Genomic DNA, 19,554 nt, shown 5'->3' with positions numbered 1-19,554 from the left:
TTTTCCGCAAGCACGTCATGAACTACTGAGTGCCTGAGATCTAGTTGTGTCGGCGCTATGTCTGCACACCGATTGCCCGTCTGAAAGCGGACACGGAAGAGTAGCGCGAAGGAAGAAACCTTGTGGAAATTTCACAATTGATTTCGGCATCTTTACAACGAAAAACCACATGCCGTAGCAAAAACCTACTTTATTTGGCAGGAAATCGGCTCAACAAAATAAGATCCTGCTAAAAAACGCAAAATTACAAGAAGATTATCATTCTTGGACAATCACAATATTTAACACATAGGCTTGATATATATCAGATATAACGCATAAATCTTAACGAACATGCATATGCGCCAGACGTAAAAAAGGCCGCGATCGCTCGCGGCCTTTTGCTCGACCGGACAGCCGTTCAGGACTTAGAAGTTGCCCTTGAACTGGACGCCGTAGGTGCGCGGCTCGTTGGTGAAGCCGGTCAGGTTGTTGAAGTCGATGGCACCGGTGATGCGGCGCTGGTCGAGGATGTTGCGGCCGAAGGCGGCCACTTCATACTTGCCGCCCGCCCAGTTGTAGCCCACGCGCAGGCCGCCTTCGGTCAGCGGCTTGCCGCTGAATTCCTTCGCTTCGTACAGGAAGAAGTTAATCTTCGTACGATAGGACCAGTCGGTGTAGACGAAGAACTCGCCGTCGCCCATCGGGATGCCGTAGCGCGCGGTGGCGTTGAGGGTCCATTTCGGCGCCTGCGGCAGCGGGTTGCCGTTGATCTCGACGCGGCCGGCCGCGTTGACCGGGTCGGTGATGGTGCACTGGGCGCACTTGTTGACCGACAGGCTTGGGTCGCGGATCTCGGTGAAGTTGTAGCTGGCGCCGCCGGTCACGCGCAGCGACGGGCTGACGATGCCTTCGAAGTCGAACTCGGCGCCCTGGGCCTTGGTCTTCTTGGCGTTGATCAGCTTGGTGACGTTGGAGTTACCGCCGACCACGGTCAGCTGCTGGTTCTTGACCTCGAAATCGTACAGCGAGAAGTTGACGCGGGCGCGGCGTTCGAACAGGTCGGCCTTGATGCCGCCTTCGACCGAGGTGACGGTCTCGGCATCGGCAACGGTCACCGGCACCGATGCCGACGCGGCGGCGATACTCGGCGCACGGAAGCCGGTCGCCATGCGGGCGTACAGGTTCACTTCGCGGTTCAGCTTGTAGGTACCCGACAGGTCCCAGTTGACCTTGCTCTTGCTCTCGCTGATGCCGGCCGGGCCGATCAGGGTCACGTTGGTGTGCTCCAGCGTGGCGAAGTCCTTCTTGTCGTCGGTGTAGCGCAGGCCGCCGCGCAGGGTGAAGGCGTCGTTGACGGCATAGGTCACGGAACCGAAGGCGGCCCAGGCCTTGTTCTTCTGGTTCGAGACCACGCGCGACGTCTGCTGCTGGGTCACGCTGTCGAAGTTGTCGCTGCCGCCGGTCGCGTCTTCATCGAAGTAGTACAGGCCGGCCTGCCAGTTCATCGGGCCGGCGTTCTTCGACTCGACACGGAATTCCTGCGAGTACTGGGTCAGGTCGGTCAGGCGGCTGGCGGTCTGTACCTGGAAGGGAATGAAACCGGGACCGGCCGGGGTGCCGCCGTCGATGTCGCCGCGGCTGTTGTAGTGGCCCACGCCTTCGTAGCCGGTGATCGAGTACAGCTTGACCGGGCCCAGGTCCCACGACAGGCGCAGGTTGGCGCCGTTGGTCTTGAGGTTCTGGAAGTTCAGGGCGTTGGTGACGATGCTGTTCAGGTCGTAACCGTCGACGATGTCGTTGCTGCCCTTCTTGATCAGGTTGGCGCGGAACAGGCGGGCGCTGCCGGCAGTGGTGCGCTGGTGCACGTTGAACAGGGCGCTGAAGCTGCTGTCCGGGGTGTACAGGAACTGCACGCGCTCGGCGTGTTCGTTGTAGCCGTCGAGTTCGCCGGTCTTGTTGGTCTTGGCCAGGTCGCTGTAGTTGTCGACGTAGTTGTCGCGGTGCTGGCGCAGGGTCGAGACGCGCATCGCCCACTTGTCCGACAGCGGCACGTTGACGGCGCCTTCCAGGTTGACGGTGTTATGCGTGCCCCACGAGGCGTTGTAGTAGCCCTCGACCTTCTTCAGGTTCGGCTTTTCGGATTCGAACTTGACCACGCCGGCCGGGGTATTGCGGCCGAACAAAGTGCCCTGCGGACCGCGCAGCACTTCCACGCCGGCCACGTCGAAGATCGGGAAGCCTTTCAGGATCGGGTTTTCCTGCACGATGTCGTCGACGATCAGCGACACCGGCTGCGACGCGAACAGCGAGAAGTCGGTATTGCCATAGCCGCGGATGTAGAAGCGCGGGAAGGTGCGGCCGTTCGACGATTCGATGTTCAGGCTCGGCACCTTGCCGGCCAGCACGCGGATGTCTTCGCCACCGGAGACGATGACGTCCAGTTTCTCACCCTTGATGGCGCTGACGGAAACCGGCACCTCCTTGATGTTTTCGGTGCGGCGCTGCGCCGTCACGGTAACGGTCTGCAGCTCGTTGCTCGATGTAGCTTGGGCCAGGGCCGGGGCGGCCGCCATGGCGGACAGCGCCAGCATCGCGCCGTGGGCGGCGATGACGCGCTTGTGCATCTTGGACATCTTGGTCATTGCGATTTCCTAGGAAGGGTAAAAAAACGTGTGCATGTCTCCCCCAGCCCCCTCTTCCCCCGGCAAGGCGCGCCGTGATCGGCGTCTTCATATTGCCAGTTGGTAAGCGCGCAATTGTCGAGCATGTGTATAAGCAAATGCAAGAAATAAGCGTGGGGATAGGCGGCCATACAACAAATTATTTTTCCGTAAACCCTTGCGTGCCCCGGAAGGGATACGCTATGATTCGGGCCTCTTCGGATGCGGTGACAAGCATCGAAGGCAACATCGAAGCGGTTTGCGGGCGCTTAGCTCAGTTGGTAGAGCGGATCCCTTACAAGGATTAGGTCGGGAGTTCGAGCCTCTCAGCGCCCACCAGATCTTCCGATGATGCCGACAGCGGAGAAAAGATCAGTAAAAACGGAGCGGTAGTTCAGTTGGTTAGAATACCGGCCTGTCACGCCGGGGGTCGCGGGTTCGAGCCCCGTCCGCTCCGCCAGCATCAAAGAAAAAAGGTCCGATTTATCGGGCCTTTTTTCGTTTCTGTGACCCGTCCTGCCCTGCCTTGCGCCTCATGCCCTCCTGAGCATCGGGGCGCCGAGTTCGACGCGGTTGCGTCCGCCGGTCTTGGCCGCGTACAGCGCGTGGTCGGCACGCGCCAGCGCCGCCGTCAGCTCCTCGCCGGCGCCGATCGTCACCACGCCGATGCTGACCGTCATGCGGTAGCCGGGCGCGCAATCGAGCACCGGCGCCTCGGCCACCGCGCTACGCAGGCGTTCGGCCGCTTCGAGCGCGCCCTCGAGCGCGGTGCCCGGCAGGACCAGCGCGAATTCCTCGCCCCCCAGGCGGCCGATCACGTCGTGCTCGCGCAGCACGCCGCGCGCGGTGTCGGCGAATGCCTGCAGGGCGCGATCGCCGCAGGCATGGCCGTAGCCGTCGTTGAGCTGCTTGAAGTGATCGATGTCGAGCATCAGGAGAGTGATCGGCTTGCGCAGGCGCAGCGCCAGCAGGCGCGCACTGTCGGCGCGCTCGAAGAAGGCGCGGCGGTTCAGCATGCCGGTCAGGCCGTCGACGGTGGCCAGGCTGCGCATCAGGGCATCGTCCTTCTGCTTGCACAGCAACAGGAAACCGAAGCCGTTCACGATCATCAAGAGGTAGCTGGCCAGGTAGGCCACGTCCATCACCGGCGACATCGTCGTTCCCGGATTGCCGCCCTCGAAGCCCAGCCAGGTCCAGATCGCCAGCGCGTACAGGATGTTGTTGACGCCGATGAGACGCTGCAGCAACGGCGCCTGGCGCGGACGCAGCAGGACCACCGCCGCGCCGAAGACGAACAGGGCGATGATGAAGGAGATCAGTTCGGTGAGCTGCAGGCGCGAGGCCCCGGTCGCCACCGCATAGCCGACCGCCACCCAGCCGGGCAGCGCGAACAGGTAGAAGGACTGGTGCCAGCGCCTGAAGCCGAAGAACAGGCAGTTGGCGCCCACTTCCAGCGCCACCCCGGCCAGCCAGACGCAGGCGGACAGCGCCTCGATCAGGCCCGGCTCGAACTGCGGCGCGATCCACCAGCAGAGCTGGGCGAGGCCGATCGACAGGCGCCCCCACATCCACCAGCCCAGCGCCGGGCTGTTGTCCGCCCCCCGCATATAACCCGCCATCAGCAGGGCAAATGCGATATTGCCGACACCGAGCGCCAGCATGAAGGTTTGAATATCGATCACTATGTACCTCTGGGACTGCCGTGACTTTGCTGTAATTATTACAACAATTGTTTCCCGAAAGAATTATCTTACACGGTTTCAACATTTGGTCACGCACAATTCGAGTGCATCCTCGGTTTGATGCCAGATATGCCACACTGTTGGGATATTGCTGCGTGGCACAACTGAATCGTGCATAATTGACAAGCAGCCGATGACTACCCTTGACGCTGCTTCATGGAGCCGCCGTGATCTTTGGTTTTCTCAAATCCCAGACCCTGTCCCCGCGCCAGCGCAGGCTGCAGAACACGCCGCTGTTCCGCACGCTCAAGCCGCTCGAGGTCAAGTTCGTGGATGGCCTGATGCACGAGCGGCGCTACCTGCCGGAAGAAATCGTCTTCGACGAGAACGAGGAAGGCCAGGCGCTCTACCTGGTGATGGCGGGCCGGGTCGAGATCAGCCGCGTCCAGGAAGGCAGCCGCCGGCCGGTGAGCGAGCTGGGACCGGGCGGCTTCTTCGGCGACCTCGCCCTGCTCGACAACTCGCCGCGCAGCGCCCAGGCGCGCGCCGTCGAGCACTGCGAGCTGGCGGTGTTCTTTCGCGACGACTTCCTGGCGCTGATGGATACCGATGCCGTGATCGGCTACAAGATCTCGCTGGCGCTGGCGCGCCACATCGGCCAGCGCCTGCGCGAGCGGCTCGACGGCCGTCCGCAGCTGGAAGCGTTGTGATCGGCGGCCCGGTGGTCCGCGAGGAGCGCGCCGGGCCGGTGGTCTGGACCGCGATCATCGCCGTCACCTGCCTGCTGCTGATGCTGCTCGAGCACATGCTGTGGCTGGTGCTGCCCTTCATCTTCGGCACCGTGATGTACTACACCCTGCTGGGGCCGATGCGGCGCCTGCTGCGCCTGGGATTTTCGCGCAGCGTCTCGTCGATGCTGGTGTGCGCCGTGTTCTTCGGGCTCGCCACGCTGGCGGTGGCGGCCGCGCTGTCGTGGAGCAGCGGTCCGGCGGAGGACAGCGCTTCCTGGAGCGAGACCCTGTCGCTGTACGCGAACGGCGGCGTGGCTTTCGTGCGCAACACGATGGCGCTGCTGGAAGCGAAATTCCCGCTGCTCGCCGAGATGCACCTGACCTCGCTGGTCAACAAGCGCTTCAAGGCCTTCACCGACAACTTCGCCCAGCGCTACCTGGCCACCATCCTGGTCACCGCGGCCGGCTGGCTGCCCTCGCTGCTGCTGGCGCCCTTCCTTGCCTTCTTCTTTTTGCGCGACGGCCTGCGCTTCAAGAAATTCCTGGCGCGCGCGGTGCCGAACGCCTATTTCGAACGCACCCTGTTCCTGCTGCACGAGGTCGACCAGACCGCGCGCCGCTATTTCGAAGGCCTGCTCAAGCTGACCGTGCTCGATACCATCGTGCTGGGCTTCGGCCTGTGGGTGATCGGCGTGTCATCTCCGCTGCTGCTGGGCTTCATCTCCGCGCTGCTGGCCTGGGTGCCTTTCATCGGCTCGGTGGTCGGCTGCGTGATGGTGGTGATCGTCGCCGCCACCGACGCCCCCAGCAATCCGCTGGTCGCCTACGGCGCCATCGTCGTCTTCATCCTGGCGCGCCTGCTGGACGATTTCGTCTTCATGCCGATCACCCTCGGCCGCAGCCTGAAGATCCATCCCCTGATCGCGGTACTGATGATCTTCATCGGCGGCGCCCTGTCCGGCGTGGCCGGCCTGATGCTGGTGCTGCCGCTGCTGGGTGTGGTGATGGTCATCGGCGAAACCCTGGGCCGCCTGATGACCAACCCGCGGCTGCGGGCACGACACCGCTACGCAAGGCGCTTGCGGGAAAAACAGGCGAGCGAGGATCTGCTTGCCTGACGGGCGGCGCTCGACCCAAGATGCATATTGTTGGTTATATTCAATTATTAACCATCTGTCGAGAAATTTGACGTTTGCTCATCCGTGACACTCCCTTTGTAAGGAAAATCAAGGGCTTGACTTAATGGCATAAAAATTGCGATGCGTTTTGCGTCGAAATTCCTTCGACAGTCAAAAACATAGAGGGAGCAAAATGAGAACCAATCGCCATTCCGCATTCCTGCGCAGGGCCATTTCCGCTCTGGCCTTCCTGGCCGCCGGCACAGCCGGCGCCGCCCCGATCTACTGGACAGACTGGCAGGGCGGCGACCTCGACCCCGGTACCGGCTTCAAGGCCCAGGGGACCATCACCACCGCCACCTCGACAGTCACCGTCACATATACCAATGCTGCGGGCGTCGGTTTCTACCAGCCCAGCGGCGGCACCGACTACTGGGGGCCGCGCAACGCGACTTCGCCCTTCACCAGCAGCACGGTCGACAACGCGCCCACCGGCACCGACATCATCGCCTTGCAGTACGCGGGCAGCCAGACGCTGACTTTCTCGCAGTCGGTCGCCAATCCGGTATTCGCCGTCGTCAGCCTGAACGGCAACGGCTACGCCTTCCTGAACCAGGACTTCGATATCCTCAGCTATGGCGCCGGCCTGGGAGCGGCCGCTCCAGGCAACCATAGCTGCGGCTTCTATGGCTGCGGCACCCTGACCAAGCAGGTGGTGGATCTCGGCGGCGGCAATACCGAATACCGGCTGATCGGCACCGGCGAACCGCATGGCACCATCCGTTTCACCGGCACCTTCGACTCGCTGACCTGGCGCAGCCTGACTTCCGAGTACTGGAATGGCTTCACCGTCGGCGTGGAGGGCACCGCGGACGAGGGTCCGCCGCCGAATGACGTGCCGGTGCCGGCGACCTGGCTGCTGATGGCCATCGGCAGCGCAGGCCTGGCTGCGGTCCGTCGCCGCAAGCCGGGCGTGTAGAACCTGGCATGTAGAGCCGGGCTCTACTTCCGTCCTGCCGCCTTCGGCCTGGTCTTGATGGTGGACAGGATGCCCGGCTTGGCCTTGCCCGGCGGCGGGGAGAATGGTGCCGGTTCGCTGCGGCTGTTGCCGCGGCCATTGCGACGGGTGGCCACCTCGATCACCCGGCCCTTCGGCGCGGCGCTGCGGGACTCGGCCACCAGCGGCAGGGCCTTGCGCTCGCTACGCGGCGTGGCTTCCTGCTCGCTGCCGGGCGGCGGCACCAGGTGGCGCTCGCCGTTGCCGATCAGGTCGCCGCGGCCCATGCGTTTCAAGCCTTCGCGCAGCACCGGCCAGTTTTCCGGATCGTAGTAGCGCAGGAAGGCTTTGTGCAGCTTGCGCGTCTTGCCGCTCTTGGCGGTGACGACTGCTTCCGACTCCTCGGTCACCTTGGCCAGCGGATTCTTGCCCGTGTGGTACATGGTGGTCGCCATCGCCATCGGCGTCGGCGTGAAGGTCTGGACTTGGTCGAGGTGGAAATTGTTCTTCTTCAGCCACAGCGCGAGATTCAGCATGTCCTCGTCGGTCGAACCCGGGTGGGCCGCGATGAAGTAGGGGATCAGGTACTGCTTCTTGCCCGCCTCCTTCGAGTACTTGTCGAACAGCGCCTTGAACTCGTCGTAGGTGCCGATGCCCGGCTTCATCATCTTCGACAGCGTGCCCTCTTCCGTGTGCTCCGGCGCGATCTTCAGCAAGCCGCCCACGTGGTGGGTGACGAGTTCCTTCACGTACTCGGGCGAGCGCACGGCCAGGTCGTAGCGCAGGCCGGAGCCGATCAGGATCTTCTTGATGCCCGGGATCGCGCGCGCCTTGCGGTACAGCGAGATCAGCTTGCTGTGGTCGGTACCCAGGTTGGAACAGATGGTCGGGTAGACGCAGGACAGGCGGCGGCAGGTTTCCTCGATCTTCTTGTCCTTGCAGGACAGGCGGTACATGTTCGCGGTCGGGCCGCCGAGGTCGGTGATGGTGCCGGCAAAGTTCTTCGTCGTATCGCGGATCAGCTCGATCTCGCGCAGGATCGACGGTTCCGAACGGCTCTGGATGATGCGGCCTTCGTGCTCGGTGATCGAGCAGAAGGTGCAGCCGCCGAAGCAGCCGCGCATGATGTTCACCGAATAGCGGATCATCTCCCAGGCCGGGATGTGCGCCTTGCCGTAGCTCGGGTGCGGCGCGCGCGCGTACGTCAGGTCGTACACGCCGTCCATCTCGTCCATGGCCAGCGGCAGCGGCGGCGGGTTCAGCCAGACGTCGCGGTCGCCGTGCTGCTGCACCAGCGCGCGCGCATTGCCCGGGTTCGACTCGAGGTGGAACACGCGCGAGGCGTGCGCGTACATCACCGAGTCCTCGCTGACGGTTTCGAAGGACGGCAGGCGGACCACGGTCTTGCGTGCTTTTTCGCGCGCGGCGGCTTGTCGCTCTTCGCGCGTCATGATGACGATCGGCTTGACTTCCGGCTCCGGCTGCGCATTCTCGGTGGCGCAGGCCTTGGTGTCTTCCTGCGCCATCGCATACGGGTTCGGATGCGGATCGACGCGGCCCGGCACGTCCACGCGGGTGGAGTTGTGCACCGACCACTCCTGGTCCGGCAGCCAGCCGTGCGGCACCAGGAAGGCGGTGCCGCGCAGGTCGCGGATGTTCTTGATGTTCTCCCCTGCCGCGATGCGGCGGGTGACGTCGACCAGGGCGCGTTCGGCGTTACCGAAGATGACCAGGTCCGCCTTCGATTCGAACAGCACCGAGCGGCGCACCTTGTCCGACCAGTAATCGTAGTGTGCGATGCGGCGCAGCGAGGCTTCGATCGAACCGGCGATCACCGGCACGCCCGGGAAGGCTTCGCGGGCGCGCTGGCAGTAGACGGTCACGGCGCGGTCCGGACGTTTATTCGGTTCGGCGTTCGGGGTATAGGCGTCGTCCGAGCGGATCTTGCGGTCGGCCGTGTAGCGGTTGACCATCGAGTCCATGTTGCCGGCGGTGATGCCCCAGTACAGATTGGGCTTGCCGAGCGCGCGGAAGGGTTCCACGGAGGTCCAGTCCGGCTGGCTGATGATGCCGACCCGATAACCCTGGGCTTCCAGCAGGCGGCCGACCAGCGCCATCCCGAAGCTCGGGTGGTCGATGTAGGCATCGCCCGTGATCAGGATGATGTCGCACGAATCCCAGCCCAGCTTGTCCATCTCGGCGCGGGACATGGGCAGGAAGGGCGCGGCGGGAGCGCGGCTGGAGCGCTTGGGGACGCTCGCGAAAAGATTGGCGGGGGAGTTCATTGGCCGGCATTTTACAGGAAAAGCCGTCGGCGATCTCCCCTTCCCTCGAAAATTGGCTTAGTTTTCAACAACTTAATCAGATGCCCATGTTGTTGAGGATATTGCCGAGCTGGCGCAGGGCCGGCTCGAGGTTCGGATGGCGGGCCGCGAAGCGGGCCGTGATTTCCTGGCTGCGCGAAGCCAGGCCGTAGGTGTTGGCGTCCGGGTCGTCGGCACGGCGCTCGAGCACATGCTTGATGTCGCCGTCGAGCTGGCGCAGCAGCATCTCCAGTTCGTCGTCGACCTCGCCCGTCTCCTCGAGGTGGCGGTGCAAGGTCTTCAGGTGCGCTTTCAGGGTGTCTTCGTTATCAGGCAGCATGTCGTCCCTCATGTGGTGAACCTGGTCTCCAGGTACAGCTTCTCGACCTGTTCGCGGGCCCAGGGCGTCTTGCGCAGGAACTTCAGGCTCGACTTGATGCTGGGGTCCTTGATGAAGCAATTGATCGCGATACGGCGGCCGAGTCCGTCCCAGCCGTAGTGCTCGACCAGGCGGGTTAATAAGGATTCTAAGGTAATACCGTGTAATGCCTGAACACTCATTGCAGAGACGATGTCCTAGAGAGGGCGTTGTGGGAAATTTTATATCTGAACGGGGAATGGTTGGCGCGCGCCGCTCGTCGTTCCCGCGACATATTAACCGTCGTTCCCGCCTTTCGCGGGGACGACGTTCAAAAGCAGCGGGACAGGATTACTCGCCGGTCAACCCACGGCGCTCCAGCAGCGGCTCGATCTTCGCATCGCGGCCGCGGAACTTGCGGTACATCTCCATCGCATCCATGGTGCCGCCGCGCGACAGCAGGGTCTGGCGGAAGTGGTCGCCGTTCTTGCGCAGCAGGCCGCCGTTCTCCTTGAACCACTCGACGGTGTCGGCGTCCAGCTTCTCGGCCCACAGGTAGCCGTAGTAGCCGGCCGAGTAACCGCCCGAGAACACGTGCGAGAAATAGGTCGTGCGGTAGCGCGGCGGGACCAGCGGGAAGTCGACGCCGGCGTCATGCAGGGCCTTGGCTTCGAAGCCCAGCACGTCGGCCGGGATCTGGTTCGGGGCCAGCTGGTGCCAGCTCTGGTCCAGGATCGAGGCCGCCAGGTACTCGGTGGTGCGGTAACCCTCGTTGAACTTGCTTGATGCCTGGACCTTATCCAGCAGCGCCTGGGGCATCGCCTCGCCGGTCTGGTAGTGCTTCGCGTAGTTGGCCAGCACTTCCGGCCAGGCCATCCACATCTCGTTAACCTGCGACGGGAACTCGACGTAGTCGCGCGGCACGCGGGTGCCCGAGAAGCGAGGGTACGTCACGTTCGAGAACATGCCGTGCAGCGCGTGGCCGAACTCGTGGAACATGGTGCGCACTTCATCGTAGGTCAGCAGGGTCGGCTCGCCGGCGGCCGGCTTCGGGATGTTCAGGTGATTCGCGATCACCGGGTGGGTGCCCAGCAGGGTGTTCTGGCCGACGTAGGCGTTCATCCAGGCGCCGCCGCGCTTGTTGCCGCGCGCGTAGGGGTCGTGCAGGAAGATCGCCAGCTGCTTGCCGTCGGTGTCGAAGACGTCGAACACGCGCACGTCCGGGTCGTACACCGGCAGGTCCTTGCGCTCCTTGAAGGTGATGCCGTATTCCTTGGTGGCGGCGAAGAACACGCCGTCGATCAGGACGCGGTTGTACTCGAAGTAGGGACGCAGCTGGTTCTGGTCGAAGGCGTAGCGCTGGGCGCGCACCTTGTCGCTGTAGTAGTTCCAGTCGTAGGCGGCGGCCTGGAATTGTCCGCCTTCGGCATCGATCACCTTCTGCAGGTCGGCCGCTTCCTTCTTCGCGTTGTTCACGGCCGGCTTGGCGAACTCGGCCAGCAGCTTGTTGACCGCGCCGGTGGTCTTCGCGGTCTGGTCTTCCAGCATATAGGCCGCGTGGCTCGGATAGCCCAGCAGCGCGGCGCGCTCGGCACGCGCCTTGGTCAGCTCCAGCACCAGGGCGCGGTTGTCGAATTCGCCGCCATGGCTGCCGCGCGCCAGCGAGGTCGCCAGCAGCTTTTCGCGGGTCGCGCGGTTGGTCAGCACGGACAGCGGCGCCTGCTGGGTGGTGTTCACGACCGGGATCACGAACTTGCCGTCCAGGCCGCGCTTCTTCGCCTCGAGCGCGGCGACATCGATCGCCTTGTCCGACATGCCGGCCAGCTCTGCGCGGCTGTCGACCACCAGCGCCGAGGCGTTCGCTTCCTTCAGCACGTTCTGGCTGAACTGGGTCTGCAGGGCGGCGATCCTGGCGTTATAGGCCTTCAGCTTGATCTTGTCGCTGCTTGAGAGCTGGGCGCCGGCGCGCACGAAGTCGGTGTGGTAGCGCTCGAGCAGATAGGCCGATTCGGCATCCAGGTGCAGCTGTTCGCGCTTGTCGTACAGGGTCTTGATGCGCTTGTAGAGCTTCTCGTTCAGGCGGATCTTGTCGCTGTGCGCGGCCAGCTTGGGCGCCAGCTCCTTGTCCAGCGCGTTCAGGGTGTCGTTGGTGTTGGCGCCGACCAGGTTGTAGAAGACGCTCGAGACGCGGTTCAGCAGCTGGCCCGAACGCTCCATCGCGACGATGGTGTTCTGGAAGGTGGGTGCCGCCTTGCTGTTGGCGATGGCGTCGATCTCGGCCGACTGCTGGCGCATGCCTTCCTCGAAGGCCGGCGCGAAGTCTTCGTTCCTGATCTTGTCGAAGGCCGGGTACTGGAACGGCAGGGTGCTCGGCTTGGCGAAGGGGTTCGAGGCCGGCAGCTGGGATGGTGCGGCCTGGGCGAAGGTGGCGACGGCCGCGGTGACGGCGAAGGCCAGGATGTGGGAACGGTTCATTCTCTCTCCAGTAAAAATCGTCTTGTTGTTTGTTGTGGTTTGCGTGGGCTCGGGGAGCCCACCCTACCGATCGCCGTAGGGTGGGCACAGCGTGCCCACGCGTGACGATGGGTCAGCCGCTCAGTTGCCGGTCAGGCCACGGCGCTCCAGCAGCGGCTCGATCCGCGCATCACGGCCGCGGAAATTGCGGAACAGGTCCATGGCGTCGGCCGAACCGCCGCGCGACAGCAGGGTCTCGCGGAAGTGGTCGCCGTTCTTGCGCAGCAGGCCGCCGTTCTCCTTGAACCACTCGACCGTATCGGCGTCCAGCTTTTCGCTCCACAGGTAGGCGTAGTAGCCGGCCGAATAGCCGAGCGAGAAGCTGTGCGAGAAATAGGTCGTGCGGTAGCGCGGCGGCACCGGCGCGAAGTCGACGCCCGCATCCTTCAGCGCGGCGGCTTCGAAGCCCAGCACGTCGGTCGGGATCTGGCTCGGGGCCAGTTGGTGCCAGCGCTGGTCGAGCAGCGAAGCGGCCAGGTACTCGGTGGTGATGTAGCCCATGTTGAACTTGCTTGATGCCTGCACCTTCTGCAGCAGCTCTTGCGGCATCGGCTCGCCGGTCTGGTAGTGCTTCGCGTAGTTGGCCAGCACTTCCGGCCAGGTGGCCCACATCTCGTTGACCTGCGACGGGTACTCGACGAAGTCGCGCGGCGTGTTGGCGCCGCCGAAGGTCGGGTACTTCACATTCGAGAACATGCCGTGCAGCGCATGGCCGAACTCGTGGAAGGCGGTACGCACCTCGTCATAGGTCAGCAGGGTCGGCTGGCCGGCGGGCGGCTTCGGAATGTTCAGGTGGTTCGCCACCACCGGGTGGTTGCCCAGCAGCGTGGACTGCGTGACGTACTCGTTCATCCAGGCGCCGCCCTGCTTGTTCGGACGCGCGTAGTAATCCATGATGAAGATCGCCAGCTGCTTGCCGCTGGCGTCGAAGACGTCGAACACGCGCACGTCCGGGTCGTACACCGGCAAGTCCTTGCGCTCCTTGAAGCTGATGCCGAACTCCTTGTTCGCGGCGAAGAACACGCCGTTCTGCACCACGTTGTTCAGTTCGAAGTAGGGCTTCAACTGGTTCTCGTCGAAGGCGTACTTCGCCTGGCGCACCTTGTCGGTGTAGAAGGCCCAGTCATGCGCGGCGACCTGGAAACCGCCTTTCTCCGCATCGATCACGCCCTGGATCTCGGCGGCTTCCTTGCGCGCATTGTTCACGGCCGGCGGCGCCAGCTCGCCCAGCAGCTTGTTGACGGCTTCCGGCGTCTTCGCGGTTTCCACTTCCAGCGAATAGGCGGCATAGGTCGGGTAGCCCAGCAGGGCCGCCTTCTCGGCGCGCAGCTTCGCCAGGCGCTGCACCAGTTCGCGGCCGTCGAATTCGCCGCCGCGGCTGCCGCGCGCCATCGATGCCGCCATCAGGCGCTCGCGCGTGCCGCGGTTGGTCAGCGACGACAGCAGCGGCTGGCCGGTGGTGTTGGCCAGCGCGATCACGAACTTGCCGTCCAGGCCGCGCTTCTTCGCCTCAAGCGCGGCGGCATCGATCTCGGCGTCCGACAAGCCGGCCAGTTCGGCGCGGGTATCGGCCACCAGCGCCGAGGCGTTCGCTTCCTTCAGCACGTTCTGGGCGAAGGTCGACTGCAGGCTGGCGATCTCGCCGTTATACGCCTTCAGCTTCTCCTTGTCGGCGTTGGAGAGATTGGCGCCGGCGCGCACGAAGTCGCGGTGGTAGCGCTCCAGCAGGTGCTTCGATTCGGCGTCCAGCTTGAGGGCATCGCGCTTGTCGTACAGGCTCTTCACGCGCTTCCACAGCTTGGCGTTCATGTAGATCGCGTCCGCATGGGCAGCCAGCTTCGGCGACATCTCGCGGTCGATCGCGTCCAGCTTGTCGTTGGTGTTCGCGCTCTGCAGGTTCGAGAAGGTGGTCGACACGCGCGCCAGCAGCTGGCCCGCGCGCTCCATCGCGACGATGGTGTTGTCGAACGTCGGCGCCGCATGGTTGCTCGCGATCGCCTCGATCTCCAGCAGGTGCACGCGCATGCCCGCTTCGAAGGCCGGCTTGAAGTGCTCGTCCTTGATCTTGTCGAAGGCCGGATAATGGAAGGGCAGCGTGCTGGCCTTGGCGAACGGGTTCGAAGCGTCGAAGACGGCAGCGGGGGCGGCGGAAGCAGTGGGAGCGGCGGCGGCGGGGATGGCGGTGGTTGCGTAGGCAAGCGCGATGCTTGCCGCGACGATGAAGCTGTGTTGACGTTTCATGCGATCTTTCAGGACACTAATCGGACGCTGCCGAAGCGTGCCCGGCAGCAGGTGCGCCGAAGATCATAGCAGGCTTATTGCCGCGTCGTCATATTGGAGTGTTGCAATCTCCCGTATTGACGGCATCCGTCAGGACGCGTCTTTCCTGGCCTCTTCCGCCTCCTCTTCCTGGATTTCCTCGACCACTTTCTTCTCGATGCGCCGGTCCGGAATCAGCCACATCACGGCCACGGCCGCATACACCAGGAAGCCCATCCAGGCCTGGAACCAGGACAGCGCCACCCCGACCAGATAGAGGACGATCGAGATCTTGCCCTTGCGGTCGTCGCCGATGGCTTCGGCCAGGGTCGTGTTCTTGTCGTGGTTGCGCACCAGGCCGCGCACCAGCAGCGAATACGACACCGCGCACATGAACAGCACGAAGCCGTAGGTGGCGGTCGGCCCGGTCTCGAAATGGTTCTCGCCCGTCCACGCCGTCACGAAGGGAATCAGGGACAGCCAGAACAGCAGGTGCAGATTGGCCCACAGGATGCCGCCGCTGACTTCCTTCACCGCGTGCAGCATGTGATGGTGGTTGTTCCAGTAGATCCCGATGTAGATGAAGCTGAGCACGTAGCTCATGAACACCGGCCACAGGGGCAGCAGCGCCCGGAAATCCGGGCTGTGCGGGACCTTGAGTTCCAGCACCATGATGGTGATGAGGATGGCGATGACGCCGTCGCTGAAGGCTTCCAGCCGGTTTTTGCCCATGAGTTTCTCGAATTTCGGTATCGCGATCAGAAACAAAACGCTACATGCTGCATCGGTTCTTATACCTATAATCGTCTACAGAATACTGATGAGGCAATTATGAAGGCATTCCATAAAACCGTGTGCGCCGCGCTGGCATGCGCAGCAAGTGCAATCCTGCACGCGCAAACAATTGATCGTCCTGCGCTCAAGGAAGGCGACAAATGGCTTTACAGCGTGCAGACGGAGGAGAACAAAAGTGGAACGCTAGTCTCATCCACGCGCCGATACGAGGCTTGGGTGTCACGCGTCGGATCTCATTCATTCGTGATGGCGAACAAACCGGTCGACAGCAATCTGCCACCGCACGAAGCGAACCTGAATCTGGACTGGAGCATCCCGCATGTCGTCAATGGCGAGGAACGGGTGACTTCGCGCCCCTACGCCTTTCCTCTTGAACCAGGCAAGACGTGGGACACGGACCAAACACAGCCGCACCCGACGCCTGCCGTCAAGACACTGAGGAACAAATTGCATTACACCGTGATCGGCTGGGATGAAATCAAAGTTCCCGCTGGAACCTTCAAAGCGCTGAAAATTGAGATGGAGGGAAATTGGTTCAAAGAGTTCGAGCCGCAGGCCGCGAGTGCCAGTGGCTCGGTACGCGCCGAAGGAAACGCTCAGGCGATCATCGTCAATTCGCAGGCCGCACACACCCCCGATCCCATCGGTGGCCGAATGTATAAACTCTACTGGTACGCCCCTGAAATCAAACGCGACGTGAAGATGATCGTCGAAGATTACGACCCAAGCGGTACAGTCCAGCACCGCACCACGGAAGAGCTGGAGTCGTTCACTACTCACTGAGTGTTGTGCGACAGCCAACTCAACCATCAAAGAACGACAGGGAAACCAACAGATAGCATCCCAAGGTTTATGCATTTCTGCGAATAAGCAGCGCGATTCCGCGATTGGCACGCTTCCTGCAATCAACGGTAATTGTGGCCGGCATCGTGCCTGGCAACGCTCATTACTCTAGGAGATAGACATGAACAAGCTGACGATCAAGGACCTGGACATCGCAAGGGAACTCGACAAGCATCAGATGACCGCCTTTTCGGGTGGCATGGGACGCACACCGCAGCAGATCCTTGCGTGGGAAATGACGGGCAAGCCCGCAACCTGGCAAGGCCTGGTTTTGGAGGACGATAACCGGCTGCATGTGCCGACGATCTGAGAGCCCCCATGCGGCGGGGAGTCAGTTACTGCGACGGCGTTCCGATATCGTATTTGCCGAGATTCGCAATGAAATCGTCCAGATTCTCCGCCATCATCTTGCGGAACTGGTCGGTGAAATACTCGAGTGCCCGCTCCTTTTCCTGCTGCATGTGCTCCGGACCACTCGTGGTGCGCGCGACGATGAAGGCATTGAAGCGTGCCGAGGCGTACATGGTGGAGGCGCAGACTTCGCTGGGGTCGGCGGAATCGCACTGGGTGTTGGCCTGGTCGATCAGGGCGTTGACGCGGGTCCAGAACTCCGGACCAGGGGCTTGATTACTCATGATGTATATACCGTGGATGAAAGCCCTGAACCTCAGAGCAAGAAATAGACTGTAGCATAAGCAATACGGTATCCGAGGCCGATCAAGACCCTTCAGGCAGGAGCGCAGCGGCGATCAAGATCAGCCACAGCACTCCGCCCGCGACCACCCAGGCCCAGTTCGCCTTCGACAGCCGGTCGTTGCTCTTCCCTTCCGGATCGCCGCAGCTGAGGTTGATCTTGTCCTGCGCCGTCAGGAAGGGCGGCAGCAGCACGAACACGCTGGCGATCGAGACGAGATCGCCGGCCGTGCCACCGATGAGGACGTCGATGGCGTTCGCCAGCAGCATCAGCGCGACCACGATGGTCGCATGCCAGCCGCTGCGCCAGCCGGCGACCTGCGGCAGCGCATGGCCATAGGCTTTGACCTTGCGGAACAGCGCGTGCGTGAAAAACATCCAGAACACGGCGCGCGGCACCGGCGAGACCATGCTGCCGAACTGCGAGGCTTCCGGATGCCTGCTCTTGTAGCGGTCCCAGTTCTTGTAATACCAGTACAGGACGTAGAGCGAGGACGTCGCCAGGAACAGGATCGCCAGCTTGCGCCTCGACACCACGTAGAATTCGTGCTCAGCCTGCATGGACATCCCGAATTTAACGTGCGTGCTTGCCGAGGACGCCGTCCAGCTCGATGCAGATCACCAGCATGCGCCGCTTCATTGGCTGTCGAAGCAGGCCTGGCAAGCGGCCTCCGTGAACCTGGCCTGGCAGCTGCGTGCGCCCGGGTATTTCTTTTCGATGTCCTTGTACGACACGCAGGTGGCCGCAGACAGTGCGGTGATGACCGGCTGCTGCATCACGACGCCGGATTTGTTGGTGACGCTCAGGCGCTGGCCGTTGCCGTCCGAGCGCATCTCGATGCCGCCGCCCTTGTTCCACAGGCCCAGTGCGCTGGCCTGATCCTCGTCGGGGCCGGCCACGAACAGCGCAGCCTGGCGGTATTTGGAATCCAGCGTCAGCATGACGTTGCTGCCATCATCCTGGGTGACATAGCCGCCGCGTTCGATGCCTTCCTCGTCGTACAGCATCACGCCGGCCGCTTTCGAGCCGCGCTTCGACACGCGGCCGCCGGCCATGACCGCATCCGGCAGATCGCCGCCGAGGCGGGCGCGCACCACACCCTTGGCGTCGACCACCACGACTTCCTTGGCCCGCACGCTGTCGAAGATGGCGTCCTTGAGGCTGCCGCCTGCGATCGCGCCGCCGCCGGCGATCAGGAGCAGGCCGAGTGCCCAGGCCCGGTTTTGCCTCGCGAGCCGTTTGTGCAGGCGCGCGTTTTCCTGCTCGCAGGCGAGGATTCGTCGTTCGAGGTCGGCGATGCTCATGCAGTACATCCTGTTATCCAATAAACATGAACCTACCTTATTGGATTTATTAGCAGAATGCAACTATTTGCTCGCCTGCCTGCGCTCCGTCAGCCGCTTGCGGACTGTCTTGACACGCGCGATCAGCGCTTCGTTGATCCGGTTCTGGACGCTATACAGCTTGAACAGCAGGTCGGCCACGCCATGGCGGCGGCACAGCAGCAGTTTGCCGCGCCGCTGCAGCACGTGCGTGGAGCGGAATTCCTGGTTCGGCGTGCCGTAGCCGAAATCGGCGTGGGTGAAATCGAAATGCGCAATCGCATCCTGCAGGGCCAGGTGGACGATGCTGGTGCCGACCGACAGGTTCATGTATTCCTGGGCGCAGCAGATATTGTGTACGTGCCACACCTCATCCGAGTGCGTGCCCAGCACCAGCGCAACCGTCTTGCCGCCGCACTGGAGCAGGTAGGAGTGCAGCAGGCCGTGGCGCGCCAGGTTCTCGAGCTTGACCTGCGAACTCTGGACGGAGAAGTCCTCGGCGTTCATGAAGGTCCGCATGCCGTCCACCAGGGCGGCGACCTGATCCGCATGTTCGACCCGTACCAGGCTGACCTCGCCCGCCTCCTTGGCCAGCAGCCGCACCTGGCGCGAGAGGTTGTAGCGCTTCTTGGAGCTGAATTTTTGCAGATAGGTTTCGGCGTCTTCCGGCAGCGGCACGGTATGACAGTTTTGCCAGCCGTTCAGGATGTGACGGGACAAGCCCTTGCCGCCCACCGTATGGGCCAGTTCCTCGGGCATTGCCTGCATCAGCAAGGCCTGGCAGTCGGGATGACTCTGCAGCAGATTGTCCAGGACGAAGCTGGACAGGCCTTCTTCGCCCGCATCGAGCAAGGGCACGCTGCCGAGCAGCTGGTAGACGGGCACGGTACGCTTGAACAGGGTCAGTGGACCCAAGCGGACGCTCACTCTCTGCGTCATCCTGCGGCCGGGAATGACCCCGACGATTCGCGCATCGCTGCGGCGGCGTACGATATGAAGTTCGCAGGCGCCTGCGCCGTCTTCCTTGGTCTCCTGCAGATATTTGAAGAACGCCGGAAGCTGGTACAGCTTTTCCGGACTGCGGCGGGACTGCAGCAGGCGCTGCCATGCGGCCTGCACGTCGGAACGCTCAAGGTCGGCGGTGGCAGGGGAGAACTCGAACCGTTGAGTGGTCTCGGTTCGACGCAAGGAGACCGGCAATTCCGGGGTGGTCCATGCGATGGTTTCTGGCATTTCTTTGGTATGCGGAACGGATACTTTCACATGGGCCTCGCACGAAACAACTCAACCAACAGA

Annotated in this window: 17 protein-coding genes and 2 tRNA genes; 7 read left to right on the top strand and 12 right to left on the bottom strand. The window is 62.9% G+C overall.

Annotation, left to right across the window (positions count from 1 at the left end):
• Positions 1-407: 407 nt before the first annotated feature.
• Positions 408-2,624 (bottom strand): TonB-dependent receptor, encoded by a 2,217-nt coding sequence (locus tag AC1DOQ_RS12055; RefSeq protein WP_477363851.1) that lies wholly within the window; start codon positions 2,622-2,624, stop codon positions 408-410.
• A 281-nt stretch (positions 2,625-2,905) separates the two neighbouring features.
• On the opposite strand from AC1DOQ_RS12055, the gene AC1DOQ_RS12050 reads away from it, so the two are divergent.
• A tRNA-Val gene (locus tag AC1DOQ_RS12050) sits at positions 2,906-2,981 on the top strand.
• Positions 2,982-3,025: 44 nt separating this feature from the next.
• Positions 3,026-3,102, top strand: a tRNA-Asp gene (locus AC1DOQ_RS12045).
• Between the two features lie 73 nt (positions 3,103-3,175).
• On the opposite strand, the gene AC1DOQ_RS12040 is transcribed toward AC1DOQ_RS12045, so the two are convergent.
• Positions 3,176-4,324, bottom strand: a complete 1,149-nt coding sequence (locus tag AC1DOQ_RS12040; protein WP_477363848.1) for a GGDEF domain-containing protein — start codon at positions 4,322-4,324, stop codon at positions 3,176-3,178.
• A gap of 227 nt (positions 4,325-4,551) precedes the next feature.
• On the opposite strand from AC1DOQ_RS12040, the gene AC1DOQ_RS12035 reads away from it, so the two are divergent.
• The 3 genes from AC1DOQ_RS12035 (at position 4,552) to AC1DOQ_RS12025 (ending at position 7,152) form a co-directional block, all read left to right on the top strand.
• Positions 4,552-5,034, top strand: coding sequence for a cyclic nucleotide-binding domain-containing protein (locus AC1DOQ_RS12035; protein ID WP_477363845.1), 483 nt, complete (start codon positions 4,552-4,554; stop codon positions 5,032-5,034).
• Complete coding sequence (locus AC1DOQ_RS12030) at positions 5,031-6,173, top strand: AI-2E family transporter (protein ID WP_477363842.1); 1,143 nt, start codon at positions 5,031-5,033, stop codon at positions 6,171-6,173. Before AC1DOQ_RS12035 ends, AC1DOQ_RS12030 begins: the two co-directional genes overlap by 4 nt.
• A gap of 193 nt (positions 6,174-6,366) precedes the next feature.
• Positions 6,367-7,152 carry a PEP-CTERM sorting domain-containing protein gene (locus AC1DOQ_RS12025; protein WP_477363839.1) on the top strand — a complete coding sequence of 262 codons (786 nt, stop codon included), beginning with the start codon at positions 6,367-6,369 and terminating at the stop codon, positions 7,150-7,152.
• Between the two features lie 23 nt (positions 7,153-7,175).
• Here the strand turns inward: AC1DOQ_RS12025 and AC1DOQ_RS12020 are convergent, their stop codons facing one another.
• The 6 genes from AC1DOQ_RS12020 to AC1DOQ_RS11995 form a co-directional block, all read right to left on the bottom strand.
• Positions 7,176-9,380 (bottom strand): YgiQ family radical SAM protein, encoded by a 2,205-nt coding sequence (locus tag AC1DOQ_RS12020; protein WP_477364076.1) that lies wholly within the window; start codon positions 9,378-9,380, stop codon positions 7,176-7,178.
• Positions 9,381-9,531: 151 nt separating this feature from the next.
• A complete protein-coding gene (locus AC1DOQ_RS12015; RefSeq protein WP_477363836.1) occupies positions 9,532-9,813 on the bottom strand; it encodes a DUF4404 family protein in 282 nt (93 codons plus the stop codon).
• A gap of 8 nt (positions 9,814-9,821) precedes the next feature.
• On the bottom strand, positions 9,822-10,034 hold the full coding sequence (locus tag AC1DOQ_RS12010) for a VF530 family protein (RefSeq protein ID WP_258847285.1): 213 nt from the start codon (positions 10,032-10,034) through the stop codon (positions 9,822-9,824).
• Between the two features lie 148 nt (positions 10,035-10,182).
• Positions 10,183-12,306 (bottom strand): M3 family metallopeptidase, encoded by a 2,124-nt coding sequence (locus tag AC1DOQ_RS12005; protein ID WP_477363833.1) that lies wholly within the window; start codon positions 12,304-12,306, stop codon positions 10,183-10,185.
• 120 nt (positions 12,307-12,426) lie between these two features.
• The gene (locus AC1DOQ_RS12000; RefSeq protein ID WP_477363830.1) at positions 12,427-14,586 is read right to left on the bottom strand and encodes a M3 family metallopeptidase; all 2,160 of its coding nucleotides are present in this window, start codon (positions 14,584-14,586) and stop codon (positions 12,427-12,429) included.
• A gap of 129 nt (positions 14,587-14,715) precedes the next feature.
• On the bottom strand, positions 14,716-15,336 hold the full coding sequence (locus AC1DOQ_RS11995) for a TMEM175 family protein (protein WP_477363827.1): 621 nt from the start codon (positions 15,334-15,336) through the stop codon (positions 14,716-14,718).
• 99 nt (positions 15,337-15,435) lie between these two features.
• Between AC1DOQ_RS11995 and AC1DOQ_RS11990 the strand changes: the two genes are divergently transcribed.
• Positions 15,436-16,182 carry a hypothetical protein gene (locus AC1DOQ_RS11990; protein ID WP_477363824.1) on the top strand — a complete coding sequence of 249 codons (747 nt, stop codon included), beginning with the start codon at positions 15,436-15,438 and terminating at the stop codon, positions 16,180-16,182.
• A gap of 181 nt (positions 16,183-16,363) precedes the next feature.
• Positions 16,364-16,552, top strand: coding sequence for a hypothetical protein (locus AC1DOQ_RS11985; RefSeq protein WP_477363821.1), 189 nt, complete (start codon positions 16,364-16,366; stop codon positions 16,550-16,552).
• 25 nt (positions 16,553-16,577) lie between these two features.
• On the opposite strand, the gene AC1DOQ_RS11980 is transcribed toward AC1DOQ_RS11985, so the two are convergent.
• The 4 genes from AC1DOQ_RS11980 to AC1DOQ_RS11965 form a co-directional block, all read right to left on the bottom strand.
• Complete coding sequence (locus AC1DOQ_RS11980; protein ID WP_441935288.1) at positions 16,578-16,877, bottom strand: DUF3144 domain-containing protein; 300 nt, start codon at positions 16,875-16,877, stop codon at positions 16,578-16,580.
• Positions 16,878-16,959: 82 nt separating this feature from the next.
• The gene (locus AC1DOQ_RS11975) at positions 16,960-17,502 is read right to left on the bottom strand and encodes a hypothetical protein (protein WP_477363818.1); all 543 of its coding nucleotides are present in this window, start codon (positions 17,500-17,502) and stop codon (positions 16,960-16,962) included.
• Between the two features lie 69 nt (positions 17,503-17,571).
• Positions 17,572-18,240, bottom strand: coding sequence for a hypothetical protein (locus tag AC1DOQ_RS11970; RefSeq protein WP_477363815.1), 669 nt, complete (start codon positions 18,238-18,240; stop codon positions 17,572-17,574).
• A 63-nt stretch (positions 18,241-18,303) separates the two neighbouring features.
• Positions 18,304-19,491, bottom strand: a complete 1,188-nt coding sequence (locus AC1DOQ_RS11965) for a GNAT family N-acetyltransferase (protein WP_477363812.1) — start codon at positions 19,489-19,491, stop codon at positions 18,304-18,306.
• Positions 19,492-19,554 lie beyond the last annotated feature (63 nt).

Source organism: Massilia sp. 01N417 (genome assembly GCF_056399645.1).
This window is presented reverse-complemented; position numbering and strand designations above follow the sequence as displayed.

Coding starts and splice junctions, on each gene's coding strand:
- AC1DOQ_RS12055 (WP_477363851.1), bottom strand. CDS start 2,624: ATGACCAAGATGTCCAAGATGCACAAGCGCGTCATCGCCGCCCACGGC.
- AC1DOQ_RS12025 (WP_477363839.1), top strand. CDS start 6,367: ATGAGAACCAATCGCCATTCCGCATTCCTGCGCAGGGCCATTTCCGCT.
- AC1DOQ_RS12020 (WP_477364076.1), bottom strand. CDS start 9,380: ATGTCCCGCGCCGAGATGGACAAGCTGGGCTGGGATTCGTGCGACATC.
- AC1DOQ_RS12015 (WP_477363836.1), bottom strand. CDS start 9,813: ATGCTGCCTGATAACGAAGACACCCTGAAAGCGCACCTGAAGACCTTG.
- AC1DOQ_RS12010 (WP_258847285.1), bottom strand. CDS start 10,034: ATGAGTGTTCAGGCATTACACGGTATTACCTTAGAATCCTTATTAACC.
- AC1DOQ_RS12005 (WP_477363833.1), bottom strand. CDS start 12,306: ATGAACCGTTCCCACATCCTGGCCTTCGCCGTCACCGCGGCCGTCGCC.
- AC1DOQ_RS12000 (WP_477363830.1), bottom strand. CDS start 14,586: ATGAAACGTCAACACAGCTTCATCGTCGCGGCAAGCATCGCGCTTGCC.
- AC1DOQ_RS11995 (WP_477363827.1), bottom strand. CDS start 15,336: ATGGGCAAAAACCGGCTGGAAGCCTTCAGCGACGGCGTCATCGCCATC.
- AC1DOQ_RS11990 (WP_477363824.1), top strand. CDS start 15,436: ATGAAGGCATTCCATAAAACCGTGTGCGCCGCGCTGGCATGCGCAGCA.
- AC1DOQ_RS11985 (WP_477363821.1), top strand. CDS start 16,364: ATGAACAAGCTGACGATCAAGGACCTGGACATCGCAAGGGAACTCGAC.
- AC1DOQ_RS11980 (WP_441935288.1), bottom strand. CDS start 16,877: ATGAGTAATCAAGCCCCTGGTCCGGAGTTCTGGACCCGCGTCAACGCC.
- AC1DOQ_RS11975 (WP_477363818.1), bottom strand. CDS start 17,502: ATGTCCATGCAGGCTGAGCACGAATTCTACGTGGTGTCGAGGCGCAAG.
- AC1DOQ_RS11970 (WP_477363815.1), bottom strand. CDS start 18,240: ATGAGCATCGCCGACCTCGAACGACGAATCCTCGCCTGCGAGCAGGAA.
- AC1DOQ_RS11965 (WP_477363812.1), bottom strand. CDS start 19,491: ATGCCAGAAACCATCGCATGGACCACCCCGGAATTGCCGGTCTCCTTG.